This window comes from Pseudomonas sp. MWU16-30323, from assembly GCF_020515595.1.
Classification (GTDB): domain Bacteria; phylum Pseudomonadota; class Gammaproteobacteria; order Pseudomonadales; family Pseudomonadaceae; genus Aquipseudomonas; species Aquipseudomonas yamanorum.
In genome coordinates this window covers 82,679-104,678 of sequence record NZ_JAIWYM010000020.1, presented here as the reverse complement: position 1 = coordinate 104,678, position 22,000 = coordinate 82,679, and the positions used below count along the sequence as shown (strand labels likewise).

Below are 22,000 nucleotides of genomic sequence, written 5' to 3'. Positions count from 1 at the left end.
GCCGATGTGGGCGCTGACCCGCTCTCACATCGGCTCCTCATGTATCAGTTGCATCACCGTCTTCCAGAACCTCCTTGCGTGGCCGGCCGCCCTTCTTGCCATTGGCTCGGGCAGCCGCGGACTTGGCTGCGCTGCTCTTGCGACCGTTGCTGGAGGCTACGAGGCTTGTAGCCAGGGCCATTAACGGCTGGCTTGTGGCGATAAGGCCCGTGACGGAAACATCCAGGTCCCGGGCCTCACAGCAAAGCGCCTTTCCGCCAAAACCGACCTCCAACTGCTGGAAGTCCTGCACGCTGAACCCTTCGAATTCCGGCAACCCCGCCACAGGCAACATGACGCGACTGCCGTCGCTGAAACCAATGGAGATGCAGTCATTTTCATAACGCACGTCGCTGGCGTTGGCGTACAGACGCTTTGACCTGCGTCCTCGGTCTATTGCCTTGTCGATATCGGCCTCGGTGATCGGTACATACGGTAAAACCTTGGCCTTTACGATTTTTTTCATAAATCGATCTCCACAAAACCCGGTGCCCTGACCAGATTCAAAATTGTTTTCTGCCCCACGACATCGTGCCGGGCACGTGCAATCACATAAACACCCCGCCGGATGATCAACCCAGGCAGCACTTCACCGGCTTCCCAATCCCAGGAATGGTTTTCCAGGCAGACCGTTTGCAATTTTTCCCACCAGATCCTTCGCGCCCGCGCCAGGTAATGCGGTTGCATCAGGGTGTGGCGAATCCCTTCAAGAACCGACATCGATGGCCGCCGCCGCTCGGGGTCTACATCCCACAACGCCACATGCCCATCCAGAAAACTGAAACGAAACCGCGCATCCCATTCCTTGCCAGCCACATGCACATGAGGCGGGCAATGCTCATCCCTGAGAAACACCGCAATTACATGTCCTTTGTAAGTGCCTACCTTCATCGTAACCCATCCGTTAGGTTATTTTCCGCCAGGTAACACTTTTCCTCATGCACCTGACAACCGGCTCCGCTACCTGGAGTTACCGCCACAGGCTAGTCGCAGGGCCCAGTTCGTCGAATACCGGGTTGTAACCGCTCATGGAAAGAGTGACCACCGCCCAGCAGGCAAGCCCCCCAGTTACACGCGCTTTCAATTGGCGTTCGATAATCGCCCGCTTCCCACCCCGACGATTGACCAAATTAACCATTCAGTACATTTTATAGGCATACATAAAAACAACAGTGGAGAACCCTGTATGCCGCCCATCGTGCTGGTGCTCAACGGCCCCAATCTCAACCTGCTCGGCACCCGCGAGCCGGCCACTTATGGCCATGAAACCCTGGCCGACGTCGCCGCCCTGTGTGGCCGCAGCGCCGAACAGCTGGGACTGAAAGTCGAATTCCGCCAGACCAACCACGAAGGCGAATTGCTGGACTGGATCCACGGCGCCCGCGCCCGTTGCGCCGGCATCGTGATCAACCCGGCGGCCTGGACCCACACCTCGGTGGCGATCCGCGACGCGCTGGTGGCCAGTGAAGTGCCGGTGATCGAAGTGCATTTGTCCAACGTGCATGCCCGGGAAGCCTTCCGTCATCACTCCTTTGTGTCACCGATTGCCAAGGCGGTGCTGGCCGGTTTTGGCAGCCATGGTTATCACCTGGCCCTCGAACATTTCAGCAAGACCTTGAAGGGATGAGCCCGGTGTCCAAACGTCGAATTCTCGCCGGCCTGATAGGCGCCGGCATCCAGGCTTCCCGTACGCCGGCCTTGCACGAGCGCGAAGGCGATGCACAGGGCCTGCGTTACCTGTATCGCCTGATCGACCTCGACCAGTTGCAGACAGATACCCGCGCCCTGCCCGACCTGTTGATGGCCGCCGAGCAGATGAACTTCACCGGCCTGAACATCACCTACCCGTGCAAGCAGGCGATCCTGCCGCTGCTGGACGAACTGTCGCCCGAAGCGCGGGGCATCGGCGCGGTGAATACCGTGGTGCTTTGCGACGGTAAACGCATCGGCCACAACACCGACTGCCTGGGCTTTGCCGAAGGCTTTCGCCGGGGCTTGAGTGATGTGGCTCGCAAGTTCGTGGTGCAAATGGGCGCGGGCGGTGCCGGCGCGGCAGTGGCCCATGCGCTGCTGGGCGAAGGCGTGGAACGCTTGAGCATTTTTGACGTGGACGCCGAGCGCGCCCGCAGCCTGGCGGATAACCTCAACCAGCATTTCGGTGCCGGTCGGGCCCAGGCCGGCAATGACCTGGAAAGCGCCATGGCCGAAGCCGACGGCCTGGTGAACACCACACCGATGGGCATGGCCAAGCTGCCGGGTATGCCCGTACCGCTGGACACCTTGCGCGCCGACTTGTGGGTAGCGGAGATCGTGTACTTCCCACTGGAAACCGAACTGCTGCGCAACGCCCGCGCCTTGGGTTGCCGCACCCTGGATGGCGGCAACATGGCCGTGTTTCAGGCGGTGAAGGCGTTTGAGTTGTTCAGTGGCGAAGTGGCGGATGCAGACCGCATGCTCGCGCACTTCCAGAGCATGACCACCCCACTGTAGAAACCGGATCAAAATGTGGGAGCTGGCTTGCCTGCGATGCAAGCACCGCGGTCCTTCAGACAAACCGAGTTGATCCTATCGCGGGCAAGCCCGGCTCCCACATTTGCTCGGTGTTGAACTCAGGCCTGCAGGTAGCGCAAAACCGACTCGCAGATCATCGCCCGATGCCGCTGCTTGACCGCCTCATCCGACAACTCGATCTGAAAGATCTCGCTGAAGGTGTGGCGGTTGGACACCCGGTAAAAGCTGAACGAGTTGATCAGCAAGTGCACGTCCAGCGGCTCCAGCCCTTCGCGGAACAGCCCCATCTCCGCCCCCCGGCGCAACGTAGTGCCGAGGGCTTGGAGGATGTTGCTGTTCATCGCCTTGATCGACGTCGACTGCTTTACGTACTCGGCGTTGTGAATGTTCTCGATGCTCACGATCCGCACAAAATCCACGTTCTGATCGTGGTGATCAAAGGTGAATTCCACCAGCCGGCGAATCGCTTCCCGGGGCTCCAGGGCCGTCAGGTTCATCCGGGTCTCGGTGTTGCGAATGTCGCCGTAGAGCTTCTCCAGCACCTCGACGTAGAGCTGCTCCTTGCTGCCGAAGTAGTAATAGATCATGCGCTTGGAGGTCTGGATACGCTCCGCGATCGCGTCCACCCGGGCGCCGGACAGGCCCTGCTGAACAAATTCGACGATGGCTTCCTGGAGAATGTTCTCGCGGGTCTTTTCCGGGTTGTTCTTGCGGCTCTTGCGCGGCGCAGTGGCCGCGGCGGGAAGCTCGGAAGTCAGGGTCATGGTGCGCTCACGGCCTTAGGTGCAGGCGGTGATTATGGGCCGCGCCGCACGCTGAAGGAAGCGCCGGCACCTTACAACCTGGCCTGGCGCACCGCACCGCTGCGGGACTTGGCCATGGCCGCCAGGCGCACCGCCACGTTGGCCGCACCGTAGCCGGTGTAACCGTTCTTGCGCTGGATGATCTCGAAGAAAAACCGCCCTTCGAACGGCTCGGTGTAGACGTGAAACAGCTCACCGCCCTGGGCATCGCGGTCGTACAGCACGTTGTAGTACGCCAACTGGCTAAGGAACTCGTCGTCGAAATCAAACCGCGCCGCCAGATCGTCGTAGTAGTTCAGCGGAATATCCAGCAGCGGCACACCGGCGTCCTTGGCCCGGCTGACCTCGGCGAAAATGTCCGCGCAGTCGAAGGCAATGTGGTGCACGCCCGAGCCACGATAGCTCGACAGGGCGTGGGAAATCGCGGTGTTGCGGTTCTCGGAAATATTCAGCGGCAGGCGAATCGAGCTGCAACGGCTGCGCAGTGCCCGGCTTTTCACCAGGCCATACGGGTCCGGCAGCACCACTTCGTCGTCGGCTTCGAAATCCAGCAGGCTTTTGTAGAACAGCACCCAGCTGTCGAGGCTGTCGGCGGGCAAGGCCATGGCCATGTGATCGATGCGCAACAGGCCGCCACTGGCAGCGTGCGCCGGTTGCAGGTTGAAATCGGTGTCGTAGAGGCCACCTTCGTTCTGATCGACAAGGTAGATCAGGCTGCCATCCGGTGCACGAACGGCCGCCAGCTCCAGCTCGTTGGGGCCGACCAGCCCGCGATACGGCTGGCCCTTGTAGGCCACTGCACGCTCCAGGGCTTTGGCGCTGTCCTTCACGCGGATCGCCGTGGCGCACAACGACGGGCCGTGGGCCTCGAAGAAGTTGTGGGCGAAGGAATAGGGTTCGCAGTTGAGGATCAGGTTGATATCGCCCTGGCGCAGCAGGCTGACACTCTTGGAGCGATGCTGCCCGGCCTTGACGAACCCCAGGCGCTCCAGCCATGAAGTGAGCTTGGCACCGAGGTTTTCATCCACGGCGAATTCCAGGAACTCAATGCCGTCGTATTCGCTGGCGGGCGGGGTTTCAAACAGAATCTCGGGGACAGGTTTGGCTTCCTCCGCCAACCGCTGGCGGGTCTTCTCTTCGAGGTACAGCAGCGAGCGCAGGCCGTCGGCGGCGTTGGCCCGGGTCGGCGCGGCGCGGAAGCCGTCGTTGAAGATTTCCAACGACAACGGCCCGGTGTAGCCGCTCTTGATGATGGGGGCGAGAAAGCCCGCCAGGTCGAACTCGCCCTGGCCCGGGAAGCAGCGGAAATGCCGGCTCCATTCCAGTACATCCATGGCCAGGATCGGCGCGTCAGCCATCTGCACAAAGAAAATCTTGTCGCCGGGAATCTCGGCAATGGCGCTCGGGTCGCCCTTGAGGGACAGGGTGTGGAAGCTGTCGAGCAACACGCCCAGGCTCGGGTGATCGATCTTGCGCACCAGGTTCCACACCTGTTGCCAGGTGTTGACGTGCCGGCCCCAGGCCAACGCTTCATAGCCAATGCGCAGGCCACGGCGGCCAGCGTGTTCGGCCAGCAGGCTCAGGTCATCCAGTAGAATGCTTTCATCGCCAACGGAATCGGCTGACGCGTTACTGCACACCAGCACCAGGTCGGTGCCCAACTCCTGCATCAAGTCGAACTTGCGCTCGGCTCGTTCGAGGTTGCGAGCCAGGCGATCGCGGCGGCAGCCTTCAAAATCCCGGAACGGCTGGAACAAGGTGATGGCAATGCCGAGGTCGGCGCACATTTGCCTGACTTCACGCGGGCTGCCGTCGTAATACAGCAGATCGTTTTCGAAGATTTCCACGCCATCAAACCCGGCAGCCGCGATGGCTTCGAGTTTTTCCGGCAAGGTTCCGCTCAAGGAAACGGTGGCGATGGAGCGTTGCATGGGGCGACTCCCGGCAGATGAAGCAGGTCTTATTTACGGCAAATTATTGGCCGCCAGGTTCATCACAGCAATTGAAATGTACGAACCAGTTAGTTTTATGGGCGATTATCGAACAGAATGGCAATCAGCGAATTGACGATTTTTTAGCCTCTGCGCACCATCGACAGCACATTGAGTCCCGCTCGGGTTGAGTGGCCTCGGTTAACCAAGACCCTGAACACACCATAAAAATTTCAAAAAAACGGGTACTTCCTCATGCCTTCGCAAAATCCCGCCGTGGCCGTGCGCCACAGCAATCCCCATAGCGGCATCGGCGACAAAATCCGTGGCGCCATGGCTGTCGGTAAAACCCGCTGGGGCATGCTGGCCCTGGTGTTTTTCGCCACCACCCTGAACTACATCGACCGCGCCGCCCTCGGCGTGATGCAACCGATCCTGGCCAAGGAAATGAGCTGGACGGCGATGGACTACGCCAACATCAACTTCTGGTTCCAGGTGGGTTACGCCATCGGCTTTGTGCTGCAAGGCCGGCTGATCGACCGGGTCGGCGTCAAGCGCGTGTTCTTCTGCGCGGTGCTGCTGTGGAGCCTGGCCACCGGCGCCCACGGCCTGGCCACCTCGGCGGTGGGCTTTATGGTCTGCCGGTTCATTCTCGGGCTGACCGAAGCTGCCAACTACCCGGCCTGCGTCAAGACCACCCGCCTGTGGTTCCCCGCTGGCGAGCGGGCAGTGGCCACCGGGATCTTCAATGCCGGCACCAACGTCGGCGCGATGATGACGCCGATGCTGCTGCCGCTGATCCTCCACGTATGGGGCTGGCAGGCCGCGTTCCTGTGCATGTCGGCACTGGGCGCGATCTGGCTGCTGTTCTGGGGCCTGAAGTACTACAACCCGGAAGACCATCCGAGCGTGAAGCAATCGGAACTGGACTACGTGCAGCAGGAAGTCGAGCCGGAACAACCCCGCGTGCCGTTCAGCCGAATCCTGCGGATGCGCGGCACCTGGGCCTTCGCCCTCGCCTACTCGATGACCGCACCGGTGTTCTGGTTCTACCTCTACTGGCTGCCGCCGTTCCTGAATCAGCAATACAACCTGGGCATCAACGTGACCCAGATGGGCATCCCGCTGATCATCATTTACCTGACGGCGGACTTCGGCAGCATTGGCGGCGGGATTCTATCTTCGTTCCTGATCGGCCGTGGGATGAATCCGATCAAGGCGCGGCTGTTGTCGATGCTGCTGTTCGCCTGCTGCATCGTCGGGGTGATCATGGCCGCCGGCTCCAGCCAATTGTGGGTCGCGGTGTTTGCCATCTCCCTGGCCATCGGCGCGCACCAGGCCTGGACGGCCAACATCTGGAGCCTGGTGATGGACTACACGCCCAAGCACATGATGAGTACGGTGTTTGGTTTTGGCGGCATGTGCGCGGCCATCGGCGGGATGTTCATGACCCAGATCGTCGGCCATATCCTGACCGTGACCAACAACAACTACACCGTGCTGTTCACCCTGATTCCGGCGGTGTACTTCATCGCGCTGATCTGGATGTACTTCATGGCGCCGCGCAAGATTCCGACCGTCGAGGTCTGAATTTCCTACCTGCGCCGCTGCTGCCAGGCAGCGGCCAACCCGCTCAGGCAAATCACCCCGATCCCGACCACGGTGGTCAGGTCCGGGGTGTGATTGAACACCAGCCAGCCCAACAACCCCGCAAACACGATCTGGCAATAGCCGAACGGCGCCAGCAAGGCCGGCGCCGCGAAGCGGAAGGCCTGGGTCAGCATCAAGTGTGCGGTCATCCCGCAACTGCCCAGCGCCAGCATCAACACCCCGTGCCACAGGCTCGGCACCTGCCAGAAGAACGGCACCAGCGCACTCATCACCAAGGTGTTGCACAGCCCGGCGAAGAAGTTGCTGGTGGTGGGCGTGTCGTACTTGCTGAGGATGCGGGTGAGCAGTTGGTAGAAACAGAAGAACAGCGCGGACGTCAGCGGCAACAACACCGCCGGGGTGAACAGCTCACCGCCGGGGTGCACAATGATCAACACCCCGATGAACCCGCAAATCACCGCCAGCCATTGGCCACGGGTCACGTGCTCACCCAGCAGCGGCACCGACAAGGCGGTGACCAGGATCGGCGCAAGAAAGTTGACCGCCGTGGCCTCGGCCAACGGGATAAAGTGCAGCGCCGCGGTGAAAAACAGGCTGGTGCCCAGCAGGCACAAGGCCCGTGCCACCTGCAGCAACGGTCGTTTACTGCGCAGCACCCGCAGCCCTGATTGCGGCAGGAAAATCCCGGCCATCAACAGCGTATGCACCAGGTAACGGGCCCACACCACCATCACGATCGGGTAGAACCCGGCCAGGTATTTGGACAGCGCGTCGTGGCTGGAAAACAGAAAAGTGGCCACCACAATCAGCAAAATGCCTTTGAGCGGGTGGTTGACGCCGGAAAGTGGGGTGCTGAGGGTCATTGCATTCTCTTGAGTGGCAGGCTGAAATGACCGCCGCATACCGCGGCATAATCTAGAACGGGTAAAGCGCCGCGCTCAAGAGCATAACCAAACACTGTTCGAACAGCGCACTAAATTGCGGTTTTCCAGTCCAACGCTTCACGCCGCCCCGCCCACTGCGCGTTTTTTAACCAAGGCCTTCGTACCATGAAAAAAACCCTGTTGATTCTTTCGACCCTGGCGCTGCTCAGCGCCTGCGACAAGCAAGCCGAGACCGCCAAGGCGCCGGCTCCGCCCTCCGTCCAAGCGACGCTGGTACCGGAAGTGCTGCCCACCGACAAATGGGTCGGCAAGTGGATTGGCGTCGAAGGCCTGAACCTGACCATCGCCAAGGATGACAGCATTGGTCGTGGCCACTATGTACTGACCATGAAATACGGCCTGGATGACGATGATTCCGGCACTTTCAAGGGCCAGGCATCCGAAGACGGCATCACCTTTGAACGCCCGGACGGCCCGCAGATCCTGAGCGCAGGCGACGGCGAAGCCACCGGCCTGAAATGGCTGGCCGACAAGAAGGACTGCCTGATCGTCGACACCGGCGAAGGGTATTGCCGCGACTGACACAAGCTTCATACAGGCCGGCCGACACAGCGTTTAGCATCGTCAGACAGCCGGACTGGCGCCAACCCTACACACCAACAACACTGAGCTGCAGAACCATCAAGAGGATTGCCACATGCTATGGAAAAAAGGCCGACGCAGCGACAACGTAGTGGACGCCCGCGATGACAGTGGCGGTGGTGGTGGCGGTGGCATGCGTTTTGGCGGCGGCAAGGGCCTGAGCCTGACGGCCATCGTGCTGATCGTCGGCATCGGCTGGCTGACCGGCCAGGACCCGATGCAGATCCTCGGGCAACTCAGCGGCCAGCTCACCGAGCAAGCGCCCTCCGTCAGCCCGCAAACCCGCCAGGCGCCACCGGCCAATGATGAACAGGCCGACTTCGTACGTGCCATCCTCGGCGACACCGAAGACACCTGGGCCCAGGTGTTCCAGGAAAACGGCCTGAGCTACAAGAACCCCAAATTGATCCTGTTCCGCGGTCGGGTGAACTCCGCCTGCGGTGGCGCCACGTCCGCCAGCGGGCCGTTCTATTGCCCGGCAGACCAACAGGTATACCTGGACCTGGATTTCTTCCGGGAAATGTCCCAACGCTTCAAGGCCGCCGGGGATTTCGCCCAGGCCTACGTGATCGCCCATGAAGTCGGACACCACGTTCAGACGCTGCTGGGCATCTCGGCGAAGATTCAGGCAGCCCGCCAGCAAGGCCGGCAGATGCAAGGCGACGGCGGCCTGTTGGTGCGCCAGGAACTGCAAGCCGACTGCTTCGCCGGGGTGTGGGCCAACCGCGCGCAAAAGCGCCTGAACTGGCTGGAGCCCGGCGACATTGAAGAAGCATTGAATGCGGCCAACGCCATCGGCGATGACCGCTTGCAGCAACAGGGCCAGGGCCGCGTAGTCCCTGACTCGTTTACCCACGGCACCTCGGCACAGCGGGTTCGCTGGTTCAAGACCGGCTTCGCCCAGGGCCAGATCACTCAATGCGACACCTTTACCGCCAAGAGCCTTTAAATGAATAAACGACTGGGTCTGCTGTTAGGTTTGTTGATCACCTGTTCCTCCCCCACCTGGGCCGCCGAGCATGGCGTCAAGGTGGTCAGCCCCGATCGTTTTCACCTGGATGCCGGCGACCTGAGCGTCGGCTTGAGCCAGGACTGGCGCCAGCCGCTGCCTCAAGTCAACCGCGCGCTGATCATCGTGCATGGCCGCCTGCGCAACGCCATGACCTACCTGGACAGCGGCGAAAAGGCCGCCAAAGACGCAGGACAAAACGCCAACACCCTGGTGATTGCGCCGCAGTTTCTCAACCAGACCGACATCAAGCGCAACCAGGTCGACAACCAGACCCTACGCTGGAACAGCAACGACTGGATGGCCGGCGAGCCGTCCACCGGCCCGGGCCAGATCAGCTCCTACGGCGCGCTGGACCAGATCATCAAGCACCTGGGCAACCGCAAGTTGTTTCCGAACCTGAAGGAAATCGTGGTGGCCGGCCATTCCGGCGGCGGTCAGGTGGTGCAGCGTTTTGCCCTGACCGGGCATGATCACCCGCTGCTGCAAACCGAAGGCATCAGCTTGCGCTACGTGGTGGCGAACCCGTCGTCCTACGCCTACTTCAGCCCGCAGCGTCCGGTGAAGTTCGATGTTTCCAGTTGCCCTGATTTCAATGACTGGAAATACGGCATGCAAAACCTGCCGGCCTACGCCAAGGGGCAAAGTGCCGAGCAGCTTGAGCAGGCGTATGTGTCGCGTAATGTCACTTACCTGCTGGGCCAGCAAGACACCGACCCGAATCACCCGGCCCTGGACAAGAGCTGCGGGGCTGAAACCCAGGGCGCGTATCGCTTGATTCGCGGGCACAACTACTTTGACTACCTCAAGCAGCGGCACCCGCAGTTGGGCCACAAGCTGGTGGAAGTGCCGGGGGTTGGGCATGACGGGGACAAGATGTTTACGTCGCCTGAAGGGCAGAAAGTACTGTTCCAATAACCACTGAAGAAACCGGATCAACAATGTGGGAGCTGGCTTGCCTGCGATGGCATCACCTGGGTGTTACTGATACACCGCGGTGTCTGCATCGCAGGCAAGCCAGCTCCCACATTTGATCTTCATTGCCTGGAGTCAGATCATCCGGCGCAATACCGCGCAATCTGCTGCATGCCAATCGGCCAGTTCCGGCCACGGGTTATCCGGCAAGTTAACCAACACCGTCCTGGTCCCCGCCGCCCGCCCACAATCCAGATCAAAGCGGTAATCACCGACCATCACCATCTCTTGCGGCGCCACTTCCCACGCTCGCGCCAGCTTCAGCAAACCACCCGGGTCAGGCTTGGGCGGCGCATCATCACGCCCCAACACGTCCTCGACCGCAAAGCAGTCCGACAGGCCGATCGCCTGCAACGTCACATGGGCCAGCTCCCGCGCATTGCGCGTCAGGATGCCCAGCCGATAACCGCGCCCGGCCAATTCCCGCACCAACTCCACCGCGCCCTTGGCCGCCACCGAACCCAGCGCCAACTCACGCTCATGCTCCAGCAACCATGCATGTTTGGCCGCGGCCTCATCGGCGGGCAATGCCGCCAGGTGCGTAAGAATGTCGTCAGTCGGCGGAATATCCAACGCCACCCGGATCGCCGCAAAGTCATGCACGGCCACCGTCAGGGTGCCATCCATGTCGAACACCCAATGCTTCACATCACTCAGGCTCATGCCCAATCCTTGCGATGACGAATCAAGCCTTCCTGGGTGACCGACGCCACCAACTGCCCCGCGCGGTTGTACACGCTGCCCCGGGAGAACCCACGGGAATTGCCGGCCCACGGGCTGTCCATGGCGTAGAGCAACCAGTCATCGGCACGCAGGTCGGCGTGGAACCACAGCGCGTGGTCGAGGCTGGCGACTTGCATGTCTTTCTGCCACACGGTCTTGCCATGGGGCAGCAGCGATGTGGTCAACAGGCCGAAATCCGAGGCGTACGCCAGCAGGTATTTGTGCAGCGCCGGCGAGTCGGCCAAGGCGCCATCCGCACGAAACCACACGTACTTGACCGGGTCGGACGGCTGCGGGTTATACGGATCTTTCTCGGTCACCGGCCGCACTTCGATCGGCTTGGGGCACAGCAGCTTTTCGCGCATGTGCTCAGGAATCAGGTGCGCGCGCTGTTGGGTCAGTTCCAGCTCCGAGGGCAGGTTTTCCGGGCCGACCACCACGGGCATGGTGGTCTGGTGCTCGAAGCCTGCTTCGTCGTACTGGAACGAAGCGCTGCAGGTGAAGATCGGGTTGCCCTTCTGGATCGCCGTCACCCGGCGCGTGCTGAAACTGCCGCCATCGCGTACCCGGTCGACCGAATACACCACCGGCAACGCCGCATCGCCCGGGCGCAGGAAGTAACCGTGCAACGAATGCACATGCCGCGCCTCTTCAACGGTCTGGCTGGCCGCCGACAGTGACTGGCCGAGCACTTGGCCGCCGAACAGCTGGCGAAAGCCCAGGTCCTGGCTGCGGCCGCGAAAGAGGTTTTCCTCGATCGGTTCCAGGGTCAGCAGGTCCACCAGATCTTCCAACACTTGGCTCATAGAGCATCTCCTACAACAATCTATTGGGCATTCCGGGCTGCTTATCCGTGCAGCGTGTCCAACCATTGGGCGCGGGTGATGCGATACAACACATGATGCCGCACCGGGTCATCCGCTGCGACCTTGGGGTGTTCAAAATCTGCCAGGGGATCGTAATGCATACCGATGGCCTGCATGACTTTTTGTGATGGCAGATTGGCTTCAGTGGTAAACGAAACGATCTCGTCCAGCTTCAGCCGGTCGAAACCACAGCGCAGGGCGGTCCAGGCGGCTTCGCTGGCGTAGCCCAGGCCCCAGTGTTCCTTGGCCAGGCGCCAGCCGATTTCCACCGCCGGGGTGAACGGCGCCTCGAAGCTGACATTCAACAGCCCGGTGAGGCCGATGAACTCGCCGCTGTCCTTGCGCTGCAATGCCCACAGGCCAAAACCGTACTCGGCGAAATGGCCGCGAATGCGCCCGATCAACGCGGCGCTTTCCAGACGGCTCAAGGTGGCCGGGAAATAGCGCATCACCTGCGGGTCGGCGCACATACGCGCAAACTCCGGCAAGTCGGCATCGCTCCATTGGCGCAGTACCAGACGTGCGCTTTCCAATTGCAGTATTGGCTCCATTGATCCCCCTCCCTTGCCATGTGCGTGAGTGTAACGCGCTGTTAAGATCCGTCGCTGGTTCCCGTCAGAAATCGCCATGCCTTTGCCACTGATCTACCACGACGACTACAGCCCCGAGTTCCCCGCGGACCACCGCTTCCCCATGGATAAATTCCGCCTGTTGCGTGACCATCTGGTGGAGAGCGGCCTGACCCGGGACAGCCAATTGCTGCGCCCGGAACTCTGCCCAGCCGAGATTCTGGCCCTGGCCCATGAACCTGGGTATATCGAACGCTACATGAGCGGCGAGTTGTCCCGCGAAGACCAGCGGCGCCTCGGCCTGCCCTGGAGCGAAGCCCTGGCCCGGCGCACCGTGCGCGCGGTGGGCGGCTCGTTGCTGGCGGCCGAGCAGGCCCTGGAGCACGGCCTGGCCTGCCACCTGGCCGGTGGCACTCACCACGCCCACTACGATTACCCGGCAGGGTTCTGCATCTTCAATGACCTGGCGGTTATCAGCCATTACCTGCTGGCCAGCGGCCGGGTCAACCGGGTGCTGATCTTCGACTGCGACGTGCACCAGGGCGACGGCACCGCGCGCATCCTCCACGACACCCCGGACGCGATCACCGTGTCCCTGCACTGCGAAAAGAACTTCCCCGCCCGCAAGGCTGAAAGCGACTGGGACATCCCGCTGCCGATGGGCATGGGCGACGCGGACTACCTTAAGGTGGTCGACGATGCCCTCAACTACCTGCTACCGCTGTATCAGCCCGACCTGGTGCTGTATGACGCCGGCGTAGATGTGCACAAGGACGACGCCCTCGGCTACCTCAAGCTGACAGACCAAGGCGTCGCCGCCCGCGATGAAAGCGTGATGCGCCACTGCCTGGGCCGCGATATCCCGGTGGTCGGCGTGATCGGCGGCGGCTACAGCAAAGACCGCCCTGCCCTGGCCCGTCGTCACGGGATCCTGCACCACAGTGCGCAGCGGGTCTGGACGTCATCAGGTTGTCATTGAGTTATGCGCGTTACCCACAATCGCTGTGGAACTGCCTGTGGATAACCTGAGTGAAAGCCTCTGTAGGCCATAAGTCGCCTGGCCTGCAGGACGCTGTACGTTTTTTGATCAGGCAGCACGGGCATCCTCGGGTAGAATGCTCGGCCTACTTTGCCGAACCGCAGTTATCCCCATGCCCCAGACTCAAACCCCACCTCAACACGTCATCATCATCGGCGGTGGCCCTGCCGGGCTGATGGCTGCCGAAGTGTTGAGCCAGGCCGGGGTCAGGGTCGACGTGTACGACGGTATGCCGTCGGTTGGCCGCAAGTTCCTGCTGGCGGGCGTGGGCGGCATGAACATCACCCATTCCGAAGCTTACCCGGCGTTTCTGTCGCGCTACGCCGAGCGGGCGCCGTTCATGGCGCCGTTGCTGCGTCAGTTCGGTGCCGAGGCGTTGTGCGAATGGATACATGGGCTGGGGATTGAAACCTTTGTCGGCAGTTCGGGCCGGGTGTTCCCTACCGACATGAAAGCCGCCCCGCTGCTGCGCGCCTGGCTCAAGCGCCTGCGGGACCAGGGCGTCGTTATCCACACCCGTCATCGCTGGCTGGGCTGGAATGCCGACGGCAGCCTGCTTATCCACAGCCCCGAGGGCGACAAACATGTGCGCGGTGATGCGGTGCTGCTGGCGTTGGGCGGCGGCAGCTGGTCGCGGCTGGGCTCGGATGGGGCATGGTTGAAACTGCTGGAAGACAAAGGCGTGCCTTACGCGGCGTTGCAACCGAGTAACTGTGGCTTCGAGGTGTCGGCCTGGAGCGAATTGATGGTCAGCAAATTCGCCGGGGCACCGTTGAAAAACGTCGCCATCGGGTTAGCGGACGATAAACCTCGGCTGGGTGAAGGTGTGGTCACCGCCACGGGCATCGAAGGCAGCCTGATCTATGCGTTGTCGGCGCCGATTCGTGAGGCGATCAACCGGGATGGATCGGCCACCGTGCATATCGACCTGTTGCCGGGCAAGCCACTGGACAAGGTGATTGCGGCGTTGAGCAAGCCACGTGGCTCACGCTCGATGAGCAAGCATTTGCACAGTCAGTTGGGATTGGATGGAGTGAAAGCGGCGCTGTTGCGCGAACTGTCACCGGCCGAGCACTTCAATGATCCGGCGCAGTTGGCAGCGGATATCAAGGCGCTGCCGCTGACGCTGGTGAAAACCCGGCCGATGGACGAAGCCATCAGTACCGCGGGCGGTGTGCCGTTTGAGGCGCTGGATGAACACTTGATGATCAAGCAATTGCCGGGTGTGTTTTGCGCAGGCGAGATGCTGGACTGGGAGGCGCCTACCGGCGGGTATTTGCTGACAGGCTGTTTCGCCAGCGGGCGAGTGGCGGGGCAAGGCATCTTGGCGACGCTGAAGGTTGCAGAGGGGCAGCCCCTTCACCAAGGGATGCACCCTCTCTGAGAGTTACAGCAGTTGTTTTCTCAGGCCACCGTGAACATACCGCTGATTGGCCTTCGGGCGCCCTTGCAGGTCAATCACCATCGTTCGCACACATTGCTGAAACGCCTGCAAAGCGTCGAGCACCTGGTCATCCACCGGAAGCCGCTGTACGCCACCCGGTGCGCAATGCTCGCCGGATGAATGACTGGTCTCCAGGGTCTCCAGCGCGAACTCATCAAACTCGTCACTTCCCGTCAAAGCACGTCCCTCCGGTTCTTCTGAAGTCTCCACACCCAACCCGTCAATTTTTCTTTAGACCCCACTTATGAACCCGGTAATTAACACCAAAAGAATCCTCCACCTCCTTGAGGCGTGGAGCCCCGGCCCCCAGTAACTTTTCCAAATCAACCAGGTATTTCTCCTGGGCGTTAAACAGTGCAAGACCACCGTCGTCATACCCGGCCTCGTCGGCATTTTTTTGGTACTCTTCTTTCAAGTTACGGTATTGCCGCTGAGCCGTCTCCAAGAGTTTATTAAGCGACTCGTCCAGGCCCTGTCTGGTTTCCGGAGACAAGTCGAAGTTGTTCTTCATATGCTCCACATACTCCTTGCCAGCCCGATAGGCCGGAAAAAGAGCACCCTCATTTACCAGCTCGCGCGCCTTGGCCAGCAAGTTGTTCGCGGTTTCTTTTATTTTGGCGTCGGCCTCCGCCTTGCTCTTCCTGGATTCGTTGACGCCAATGCCGGCCCCCGTAACGGCCAACCCACCTATTATCGCCACCGCGAACGGCACCAAAAAAGCAGCCATATGCACTCTCCACTTAAAGTCACTATTCATAAGTCAGTACGCTGACTTATGAATAGTGGCCCGTGGCGGCCTTCAGTTCCGGGCGCACACAACTTTCAGCCAGACAAAGTATGTCCGGGGGAGAACAAGGTATAACTCAGGAAGATACTCTACTATTAACCGCACACTATTCGATACATTCAAAATGAGCGGGAATGTCTCGCCCATCTTATTCGCCGGCCGTCTATTTTATAGACCCGAACACCTATTTTTTCTTGCGCGGCCCGGTGTTAAACGCAGGCACCTTGCGCACCGGTTTGATCGAAGGCTCCGCCACCGACACCTCACCACTTTCCACCCACTTGCCCAGGTTGCGCTTGCCGCCACCGGATGCCTTGGGTTTCTTCGGTTTTTTCGGCTTCTTCACCACCTGACCAGTGGCATCGGTATCCGGCACGCGATGTTCCGGTTCGAAGTCCTGCTCCATCTTGCGGGTCAATGTCTGACGGGTCAGCATCTCGATGGCCGACAGCATGTTCACTTCATCGGCACACACCAGGGAAATAGCCTCCCCGGTGTTGCCCGCACGGCCGGTACGGCCGATGCGGTGGATGTAATCCTCGGCCACGATCGGCAGGTCAAAGTTGACCACCAGCGGCAAGTCTTCGATGTCCAGGCCACGGGCCGCCACGTCGGTGGCCACCAGGATCTGCACGTCACTGCTTTTGAAGCGATCCAGCGCGCGCTGGCGAGTCGCTTGTGGCTTGTCGCCGTGAATCCCGTCGGCATTGATACCCAGGCCCTGGAGTTTTTCCACCAACGCATCCACGCCGTTGCGGGTCTTGGCGAACACCAGCACTTGCTTCCAGCGGCCCTTGCGCATCAAGTGCACAAACAGCTCCGCCTTGCGCTTCTTGTCCACTGGCACCACCCATTGCTTGACGGTGTTGGCAGCAACGTTGCGCGGGCTGACTTCGACGGTCAGCGGATCAATCAGCATCTGCCCGGCCAACTGGCGGATCTCGTCGGAGAAGGTCGCGGAGAACAGCAAGGTCTGGCGCTTTTTCGGCAGCATGCGGTAGATGTTCGCCAGTTCTTCAGAGAAGCCCAGGTCGAGCATGCGGTCGGCTTCATCCAGCACCAGGGTTTGCAACTGGTTGAGTTTCAGCGCGTTCTGGCGGAACAGGTCGATCAGGCGGCCAGGGGTGGCGACCAGCACATCCACGCCTTTGCGCAGCTTCATCATCTGCGGGTTGATGCTCACGCCGCCGTATACGGCGTACGTGGTCAGCGGCAGGTGTTGAGCGTACTCGGCGACGCTGGCGTGAACCTGTTCGGCCAATTCACGGGTCGGGCACAGGATCAGCGCGCGCACCGAGTTGGCGCTGACTTTCGGCCCTTCCATGGTCAGCAGTTGCAGCAGCGGCACGGCGAAACCGGCGGTCTTGCCGGTGCCGGTCTGGGCCGCAGCCATCAGGTCACGGCCGGCCAGCACCGCCGGAATGGCTTGCGCCTGCACCGGCGTCGGGGTCTGGTAGCCAAGCGTCTCAAGGGCGCGCAGCAAGGGTTCGATCAGGCCAAGTGTGGCGAAAGTCATGGAAATACCGTAGGAAAAAGTCAGCGCAAGGTCGCAATGCGCGGCAGTTTACCTTATTTCCGGTTTCGGCTTTCGCCACTGTGGCAGGCTGATCAGCAACACCGCGCTGATGATCACCAACATCGCCAGGGCTTCTTCCATGCCGATGGTCTCGCCGACAAACACTATCCCGAGCAACACCGCCACCGCCGGGTTGACGTAGGCATAGCTGGTGGCCGCCGCCGGGCGCACGTGCTTGAGCAGGTACATATAGGCATTGAAGGCGATGATCGAACCGAACACGGTCAAGTACGCCAGGGCCAGCCAGCCTTCCAGCGGCGGCATGGCTTGCAGGTGCTCACCGCTGACGGCACTCAGCACCAGCAGCACTACACCGGCAATCAGCATCTCCGCCGCACTGGCCATCGCGCCTTGCGGCAGCGGCAAATGCTTGCTCCACACCGACCCAAAGGCCCAGGCCGCCGCGGCAAAAATCAGCAAGGCCGCACCGGTGGGGCTCGATTGCAGGTTGGAGCCCATATTCAGCATGGCGATGCCGATAATCCCCAGCACCACCCCGGCCCATTCCAGACGGGTATTACGCGCGCCCCAGAAATAACCACAGAGCAAGGTAAACAACGGCACCGTCGCCACCGCCAACGCGGCAACCCCGGACGCCACGCCCGTATGCTCGGCCACACTGACCGCGCCGTTGCCGAAGGTCAGCAGCAAAATGCCGATCTTCGCGGCGGCCTTCCACTGCATCCAGGTCGGCGCCGGTGCCCCGCGCCAGCGCAGGAAGGCATACATCAGCGCACCCGCTGTCATAAAGCGAATCCCCGCCAGCAACAACGGCGGCCAGTACTCCACACCAATACGAATCACCAGGTAGGTAGACCCCCAGATCACATACAGCGCAAAAAAGGCGGCGATCAACGGTAAGGGAAAGCGACGTGGGCCAGGCATTGGGCAGCTCTGCGGCAGGACAAGGGAGCGTTATTTTAGAAATCCCCGGCCGTAAACATAAGTTACAAAACCTGTTTAAAGCGCCAGTACACTTTTCAAAACATGGTTATCAAGGCTATAAACCATGCTTTCGAAAGCCACCAGTTCCCGGAGCCTTATCATGGACAAATACGACCGCATGCTTCTCAGCGCCCTGCTGGAAGACGGCCGCGCGTCCTACGCGCAATTGGCGCGCACCGTAAACCTGTCAGCGCCCGCCGTGGCCGAGCGGGTGGCGAAACTGGAAGCCAGTGGTGTGATTACCGGGTATCAGGCCAAGGTCGACCTGTCGAAGGTAGGGTTACCGATCCAGTGTGTGATTGAGTTGCGGTTGACCAATCATGGGAGTCAGAAGGTGTACGACGCGCTGTCGGAAATTCCCGAGTTGACTGAGTGCCATCGGGTGACCGGGGATCCGTGCGTGATCATGCAGGCGGCGGTGGGCTCAATGCCGGAGCTGGAGAGCTTGATCAATCGGGTGGCGAAGTTTGGGTTCAGCAAGACCTCGATCATCTTGTCGAGCGCGATAGAGCGGCGGGTGCCGTTGGGGCAGTTGGAGGGGAATGGGAAGAGTGGCAACTGAACACGCCGCTCGACAGCTCGTTCCCATGCTCTGCGTGGGAACGCATCCGGTGACGCTCTGCGTCACGACTTGAAGAGCGGACGCAGAGCGTCCAGGGCGGCATTCCCACGCGGAGCGTGGGAACGATCGCCACGGGCACACTTTTTAGGGCCAGCAAGACGGATCCCTTTCATTTGCAGGACCTTTCCTAGAAAATCCAACCGCCTTGTTTCGGCCGGATCAGATAGCTAGTCTCGCTCGGTCATCGAACAATCGACGACCGGACGTGCAAGTCCGACTGGCAAGGATATACAGACGCCCTACTCCTCAACGTCCGACGTTATCTGTTATGGCGGCTGTGCGCGGGAGGTCCTCGGATCTGCCGGGTTTTCCTTTGCCCCGGTCTTGCACACCTGCGTACAGCTGCCACCTTCATTCGCGTGCAAGCGAACGGTGATAGCTTCTTACCTCAAAGGAGTTCCACCATGGTCAAAGTCACCCCCGATCCACCAGAGTTTTGCAGCGACAGCCCACTCACCCGCCGCGCCATCGATTACTACCTCAAAGCCTCCGCACCGGACGGCGCACCTTTCGTGCTCAACGACAACATGAGTTTCGAAGACGCCCTGGCACGGGCGGCCGATTTGCTGCATTGCGCCGTGGCAACCGCACAGATACCCGGCGAGCCCATGAACGGGCAGCAGCGGGCGGTGATGCATTTGGTGGAGATGGCGAAGGTGGTGGTGGATCGGTCGCTGGACTGCTTACAGCCTCGATAAATTGCGACTTCAGTGGCGAGGGAGCTTGCTCCCGCTGGAGTGCGAAGCGCTCCCAAAGCATGCGCAGCGTTGTATCTGATGTAACGCCGATGCAGGTTTTGGGGCTGCTGCGCAGCCCAACGGGAGCAAGCTCCCTCGCCACAGAAGCGCGTCATCAATTAGGAGCAGTGCCGGAATCAGAACCCGCGATGTTTCTTCAGGTGATCATTGATCTTCGCCGCCGGAACCTTCTGCAAGCTGCACAGCAATTCGTGGGACAGCTCCCGCAACCCGTGGGTGCGGCGCAGTTCCTGGGCCAGATGCGCGGTAAGGTTCGCCGCCATCTCCGCATCCGCCATCGCCCGGTGAGCCTTGCCGGTGTGGGGCAGTTGGGCAAATGAGGTCAGGGTGCCCAGCTTGTGGTTCGGTGCCGCCGGCATCAAGCGCCGCGCCAGCAACAATGAACAGGCAAACTTCTGCAAACGCGTACGCCGGATCAACCCCAGCTCGAAATCCCAGAACTTCTGGTCAAACGCGGCGTTGTGGGCCAGCAGCGGCGTGGTGCCGACAAACTCGTTCACCTCGTTCATCACCCGCTCCGCCGACGGCGCGGTGCGCAGCATGGCGTTGCTGATGCCGGTCAGTTGCTCGATAAACCCCGGCACGCGTACGCCGGCGTTCATCAGGCTCTGGTAGCGGTCCACGATCTGGCCCTGCTCCAGGATGACCACGGCGATTTCCGTGGCCCGGCAGCTGCTGCTCGGCTGGATGCCGGTGGTTTCAAAGTCGATGACCGCTATACGTTCCAAACCTGTTCCAACTCCGTCGAAAATCTATTTAAGCAGCAACGCGCCTTCGATCGGCACGTAGCGGCTGGCGGCGCGTATCAGTGAGTTGGCCGTCAGCCCCGGCACGCCGTAGGCCACAGCCTCGACGCCGTGCTTGTTGATGATGCGGTCCAGCAGCATGTCGAAATCACCGTCGCCGGAGGCCAGCACCACTTCGTCGACATGGGCGGCGGCGTCCATGATGTCGATGGTGATGCCCACGTCCCAGTCGCCCTTGGCCGAGCCGTCGCTGCGCTGGATATAAGGCTTGAGCTTCACGGTAAAACCGAGGTTGCGCAGGATTTGCTGGAACTGCTGCTGCTTGCTGTCGCCACGGTCGATGGCGTAGGCGTACGCCTCGACAATCTGCCCGCGCTGGCTGATGTCAGCCCACAGGGCGGCGTAGTTGAAGTGACAGCCGTACGCTTGGCGCACGGTGTAGTAGAGGTTTTGTACATCGGCGAACACGGCTATCTTTTTCACCGCAAATCCTCATGACACGCGCATGGACCTCGGACTCAAAGGCCCGGAAAGGTTGCCAGTATGCCAGCCACAAGGCAGTTTCCGAGAAAAATCAGCCCGGGGCGACGAAGCGCCCCGGTTGAGTGTGGGTCAAACGAAGGAATCGTCGTCGCCAAAGGAGGAGGAGTCGTCGGAATAGTCGTTGTCGGCAAAGCTGTCGGAGGCGTTATCACTGCCCCAGCTGTCGTTGCCGGCAAATTTCTGGTCGTCGTTGCCCCAGTTGCCGTTGTCGCTGGCCGGCGCCGGCTCTTCGCGGATGATTTCTTCCACCACTTGCGGCTGCTGCGAGTTGTGGTTGAACAGGCTGCTGATGCCTTCGGCCAGCATCACACCACCGGCCACGCCGGCTGCGGTTTTCAGTGCGCCGCCGAGGAAACCGCTGCCGATTGGCGCTGCGGGTGCCTGTTGTGGCTGCTGGTAATTCTGCTGTGGGGCGCCGTAGCTCTGCTGTGGCGCGGGTTGGCCACCAAACGACGGACGCGCCGGTTCACGCCAGCCACCCCCGGAAGATGCAGGCGCACTCTGGGCAGGCTGTGGGTCGCGGGAGCCACCACCAAAGATGCTCGACAGGAAACCGCCACTGCTCGGTGCAGGCTGCGCCGCCTGGGACCTGGCCTGTTGCAGTTCGTCCTGCAATTGCTGGATTTGTTGGGCCTGCTGCTTGTTCTGCGCATCAAGGCTCTTGATTGCATGCTCTTGCACCAGAATCGACTGGGTCATGTAGTACGCAGCGGCCGGTTGGCGAGTGACGTGCTCCTTGATCCGCGCTTCAGCCTGGGCGTCGCGGGGGGCTGAGTCCGTTTCGGCTTGCTGCAACCGTGAAAACAGTCCATCGATCAGGGTTTGCTCTTCGCTGTTCATGGCGACCTCGTTAGATTGCCGGTAGAAATCTTCGCCTTGCCCACTATGTGCAAGGTACAACCCAGTTATGGGGCTGTTACTGATTGTTTCAATGGTCTTTACGCAAGGTTTACGTTTGCTTGCATCTGCTCATGATC

26 protein-coding genes are annotated in these 22,000 nt (G+C 60.9%); 11 read left to right on the top strand and 15 right to left on the bottom strand.

Annotated elements, in window-relative coordinates; genetic code table 11:
• Positions 1-37: 37 nt before the first annotated feature.
• Both LIY45_RS21450 and LIY45_RS21445 read right to left on the bottom strand, forming a co-directional pair.
• Positions 38-505, bottom strand: coding sequence for a DUF2442 domain-containing protein (locus LIY45_RS21450; RefSeq protein ID WP_226477517.1), 468 nt, complete (start codon positions 503-505; stop codon positions 38-40).
• Positions 502-930 carry a DUF4160 domain-containing protein gene (locus tag LIY45_RS21445; RefSeq protein WP_226477516.1) on the bottom strand — a complete coding sequence of 143 codons (429 nt, stop codon included), beginning with the start codon at positions 928-930 and terminating at the stop codon, positions 502-504. Before LIY45_RS21445 ends, LIY45_RS21450 begins: the two co-directional genes overlap by 4 nt.
• Positions 931-1,225: 295 nt before the next feature.
• On the opposite strand from LIY45_RS21445, the gene aroQ reads away from it, so the two are divergent.
• Positions 1,226-1,666 carry a type II 3-dehydroquinate dehydratase gene (gene aroQ / locus LIY45_RS21440; protein WP_017477859.1) on the top strand — a complete coding sequence of 147 codons (441 nt, stop codon included), beginning with the start codon at positions 1,226-1,228 and terminating at the stop codon, positions 1,664-1,666.
• The gene (locus LIY45_RS21435) at positions 1,663-2,529 is read left to right on the top strand and encodes a shikimate dehydrogenase (RefSeq protein ID WP_226477515.1); all 867 of its coding nucleotides are present in this window, start codon (positions 1,663-1,665) and stop codon (positions 2,527-2,529) included. The genes aroQ and LIY45_RS21435 overlap by 4 nt, the downstream gene beginning before the upstream one ends.
• Before the next feature lie 119 nt (positions 2,530-2,648).
• On the opposite strand, the gene LIY45_RS21430 is transcribed toward LIY45_RS21435, so the two are convergent.
• Together LIY45_RS21430 and quiC are read right to left on the bottom strand one after the other, a co-directional pair.
• Complete coding sequence (locus LIY45_RS21430; RefSeq protein ID WP_017477861.1) at positions 2,649-3,314, bottom strand: TetR/AcrR family transcriptional regulator; 666 nt, start codon at positions 3,312-3,314, stop codon at positions 2,649-2,651.
• A 71-nt stretch (positions 3,315-3,385) separates the two neighbouring features.
• On the bottom strand, positions 3,386-5,284 hold the full coding sequence (gene quiC / locus LIY45_RS21425) for a 3-dehydroshikimate dehydratase QuiC (protein ID WP_226477514.1): 1,899 nt from the start codon (positions 5,282-5,284) through the stop codon (positions 3,386-3,388).
• Between quiC and LIY45_RS21420 the strand changes: the two genes are divergently transcribed.
• Entirely contained in the window at positions 5,283-5,420 is a 138-nt protein-coding gene (locus LIY45_RS21420) for a hypothetical protein (protein ID WP_157721300.1), read from the top strand. The genes quiC and LIY45_RS21420 overlap by 2 nt on opposite strands.
• Before the next feature lie 119 nt (positions 5,421-5,539).
• The gene (locus tag LIY45_RS21415) at positions 5,540-6,874 is read left to right on the top strand and encodes an MFS transporter (RefSeq protein WP_226477513.1); all 1,335 of its coding nucleotides are present in this window, start codon (positions 5,540-5,542) and stop codon (positions 6,872-6,874) included.
• Positions 6,875-6,879: 5 nt separating this feature from the next.
• Here the strand turns inward: LIY45_RS21415 and LIY45_RS21410 are convergent, their stop codons facing one another.
• Positions 6,880-7,758, bottom strand: a complete 879-nt coding sequence (locus LIY45_RS21410; RefSeq protein ID WP_017477864.1) for a DMT family transporter — start codon at positions 7,756-7,758, stop codon at positions 6,880-6,882.
• A gap of 186 nt (positions 7,759-7,944) precedes the next feature.
• On the opposite strand from LIY45_RS21410, the gene LIY45_RS21405 reads away from it, so the two are divergent.
• The 3 genes from LIY45_RS21405 to LIY45_RS21395 all read left to right on the top strand — a co-directional run bounded on the left by LIY45_RS21405 (position 7,945) and on the right by LIY45_RS21395 (position 10,348).
• Positions 7,945-8,361 carry a hypothetical protein gene (locus LIY45_RS21405; protein ID WP_017477865.1) on the top strand — a complete coding sequence of 139 codons (417 nt, stop codon included), beginning with the start codon at positions 7,945-7,947 and terminating at the stop codon, positions 8,359-8,361.
• A 115-nt stretch (positions 8,362-8,476) separates the two neighbouring features.
• Complete coding sequence (locus LIY45_RS21400; RefSeq protein ID WP_017477866.1) at positions 8,477-9,370, top strand: neutral zinc metallopeptidase; 894 nt, start codon at positions 8,477-8,479, stop codon at positions 9,368-9,370.
• The gene (locus LIY45_RS21395) at positions 9,371-10,348 is read left to right on the top strand and encodes an alpha/beta hydrolase (protein WP_226477512.1); all 978 of its coding nucleotides are present in this window, start codon (positions 9,371-9,373) and stop codon (positions 10,346-10,348) included.
• A 132-nt stretch (positions 10,349-10,480) separates the two neighbouring features.
• On the opposite strand, the gene LIY45_RS21390 is transcribed toward LIY45_RS21395, so the two are convergent.
• Genes LIY45_RS21390 through LIY45_RS21380 form a run of 3 tightly spaced genes read right to left on the bottom strand, consistent with a single transcriptional unit; the run spans position 10,481 to position 12,545 of the window.
• The gene (locus tag LIY45_RS21390) at positions 10,481-11,068 is read right to left on the bottom strand and encodes an HAD family hydrolase (RefSeq protein ID WP_226477511.1); all 588 of its coding nucleotides are present in this window, start codon (positions 11,066-11,068) and stop codon (positions 10,481-10,483) included.
• Positions 11,065-11,934, bottom strand: coding sequence for an acyl-CoA thioesterase II (gene tesB, locus LIY45_RS21385; RefSeq protein ID WP_017477869.1), 870 nt, complete (start codon positions 11,932-11,934; stop codon positions 11,065-11,067). The genes LIY45_RS21390 and tesB overlap by 4 nt, the downstream gene beginning before the upstream one ends.
• A 41-nt stretch (positions 11,935-11,975) precedes the next feature.
• Positions 11,976-12,545 (bottom strand): GNAT family N-acetyltransferase, encoded by a 570-nt coding sequence (locus LIY45_RS21380; protein WP_017477870.1) that lies wholly within the window; start codon positions 12,543-12,545, stop codon positions 11,976-11,978.
• A 76-nt stretch (positions 12,546-12,621) separates the two neighbouring features.
• Here LIY45_RS21380 and LIY45_RS21375 point away from each other — a divergent pair, with 76 nt between their 5' ends.
• Both LIY45_RS21375 and LIY45_RS21370 read left to right on the top strand, forming a co-directional pair.
• Positions 12,622-13,542 (top strand): histone deacetylase, encoded by a 921-nt coding sequence (locus tag LIY45_RS21375; protein WP_017477871.1) that lies wholly within the window; start codon positions 12,622-12,624, stop codon positions 13,540-13,542.
• 172 nt (positions 13,543-13,714) lie between these two features.
• The gene (locus tag LIY45_RS21370) at positions 13,715-14,986 is read left to right on the top strand and encodes a TIGR03862 family flavoprotein (protein ID WP_226477510.1); all 1,272 of its coding nucleotides are present in this window, start codon (positions 13,715-13,717) and stop codon (positions 14,984-14,986) included.
• Between the two features lie 3 nt (positions 14,987-14,989).
• On the opposite strand, the gene LIY45_RS21365 is transcribed toward LIY45_RS21370, so the two are convergent.
• The 4 genes from LIY45_RS21365 to yedA all read right to left on the bottom strand — a co-directional run bounded on the left by LIY45_RS21365 (position 14,990) and on the right by yedA (position 18,294).
• Positions 14,990-15,223 (bottom strand): hypothetical protein, encoded by a 234-nt coding sequence (locus LIY45_RS21365; RefSeq protein ID WP_226477509.1) that lies wholly within the window; start codon positions 15,221-15,223, stop codon positions 14,990-14,992.
• Positions 15,224-15,266: 43 nt separating this feature from the next.
• Positions 15,267-15,773, bottom strand: a complete 507-nt coding sequence (locus tag LIY45_RS21360; RefSeq protein WP_226477508.1) for a hypothetical protein — start codon at positions 15,771-15,773, stop codon at positions 15,267-15,269.
• Between the two features lie 244 nt (positions 15,774-16,017).
• Complete coding sequence (locus LIY45_RS21355; RefSeq protein WP_017477873.1) at positions 16,018-17,349, bottom strand: DEAD/DEAH box helicase; 1,332 nt, start codon at positions 17,347-17,349, stop codon at positions 16,018-16,020.
• A 48-nt stretch (positions 17,350-17,397) separates the two neighbouring features.
• Positions 17,398-18,294, bottom strand: a complete 897-nt coding sequence (gene yedA / locus LIY45_RS21350; protein WP_226477507.1) for a drug/metabolite exporter YedA — start codon at positions 18,292-18,294, stop codon at positions 17,398-17,400.
• 160 nt (positions 18,295-18,454) lie between these two features.
• On the opposite strand from yedA, the gene LIY45_RS21345 reads away from it, so the two are divergent.
• Positions 18,455-18,916: an Lrp/AsnC family transcriptional regulator gene (locus tag LIY45_RS21345; RefSeq protein WP_017477875.1), complete on the top strand. Its 462-nt coding sequence runs from the start codon at positions 18,455-18,457 to the stop codon at positions 18,914-18,916.
• A 464-nt stretch (positions 18,917-19,380) separates the two neighbouring features.
• Positions 19,381-19,674 carry a DUF3077 domain-containing protein gene (locus LIY45_RS21340; RefSeq protein ID WP_017477876.1) on the top strand — a complete coding sequence of 98 codons (294 nt, stop codon included), beginning with the start codon at positions 19,381-19,383 and terminating at the stop codon, positions 19,672-19,674.
• Between the two features lie 176 nt (positions 19,675-19,850).
• Here the strand turns inward: LIY45_RS21340 and LIY45_RS21335 are convergent, their stop codons facing one another.
• The 3 genes from LIY45_RS21335 to LIY45_RS21325 all read right to left on the bottom strand — a co-directional run bounded on the left by LIY45_RS21335 (position 19,851) and on the right by LIY45_RS21325 (position 21,863).
• Complete coding sequence (locus LIY45_RS21335) at positions 19,851-20,462, bottom strand: 3'-5' exonuclease (RefSeq protein ID WP_017476222.1); 612 nt, start codon at positions 20,460-20,462, stop codon at positions 19,851-19,853.
• 24 nt (positions 20,463-20,486) lie between these two features.
• Entirely contained in the window at positions 20,487-20,963 is a 477-nt protein-coding gene (locus LIY45_RS21330; RefSeq protein WP_017476223.1) for an NYN domain-containing protein, read from the bottom strand.
• Positions 20,964-21,092: 129 nt separating this feature from the next.
• Complete coding sequence (locus tag LIY45_RS21325; RefSeq protein WP_226477506.1) at positions 21,093-21,863, bottom strand: DUF2076 domain-containing protein; 771 nt, start codon at positions 21,861-21,863, stop codon at positions 21,093-21,095.
• Positions 21,864-22,000: the final 137 nt, after the last annotated feature.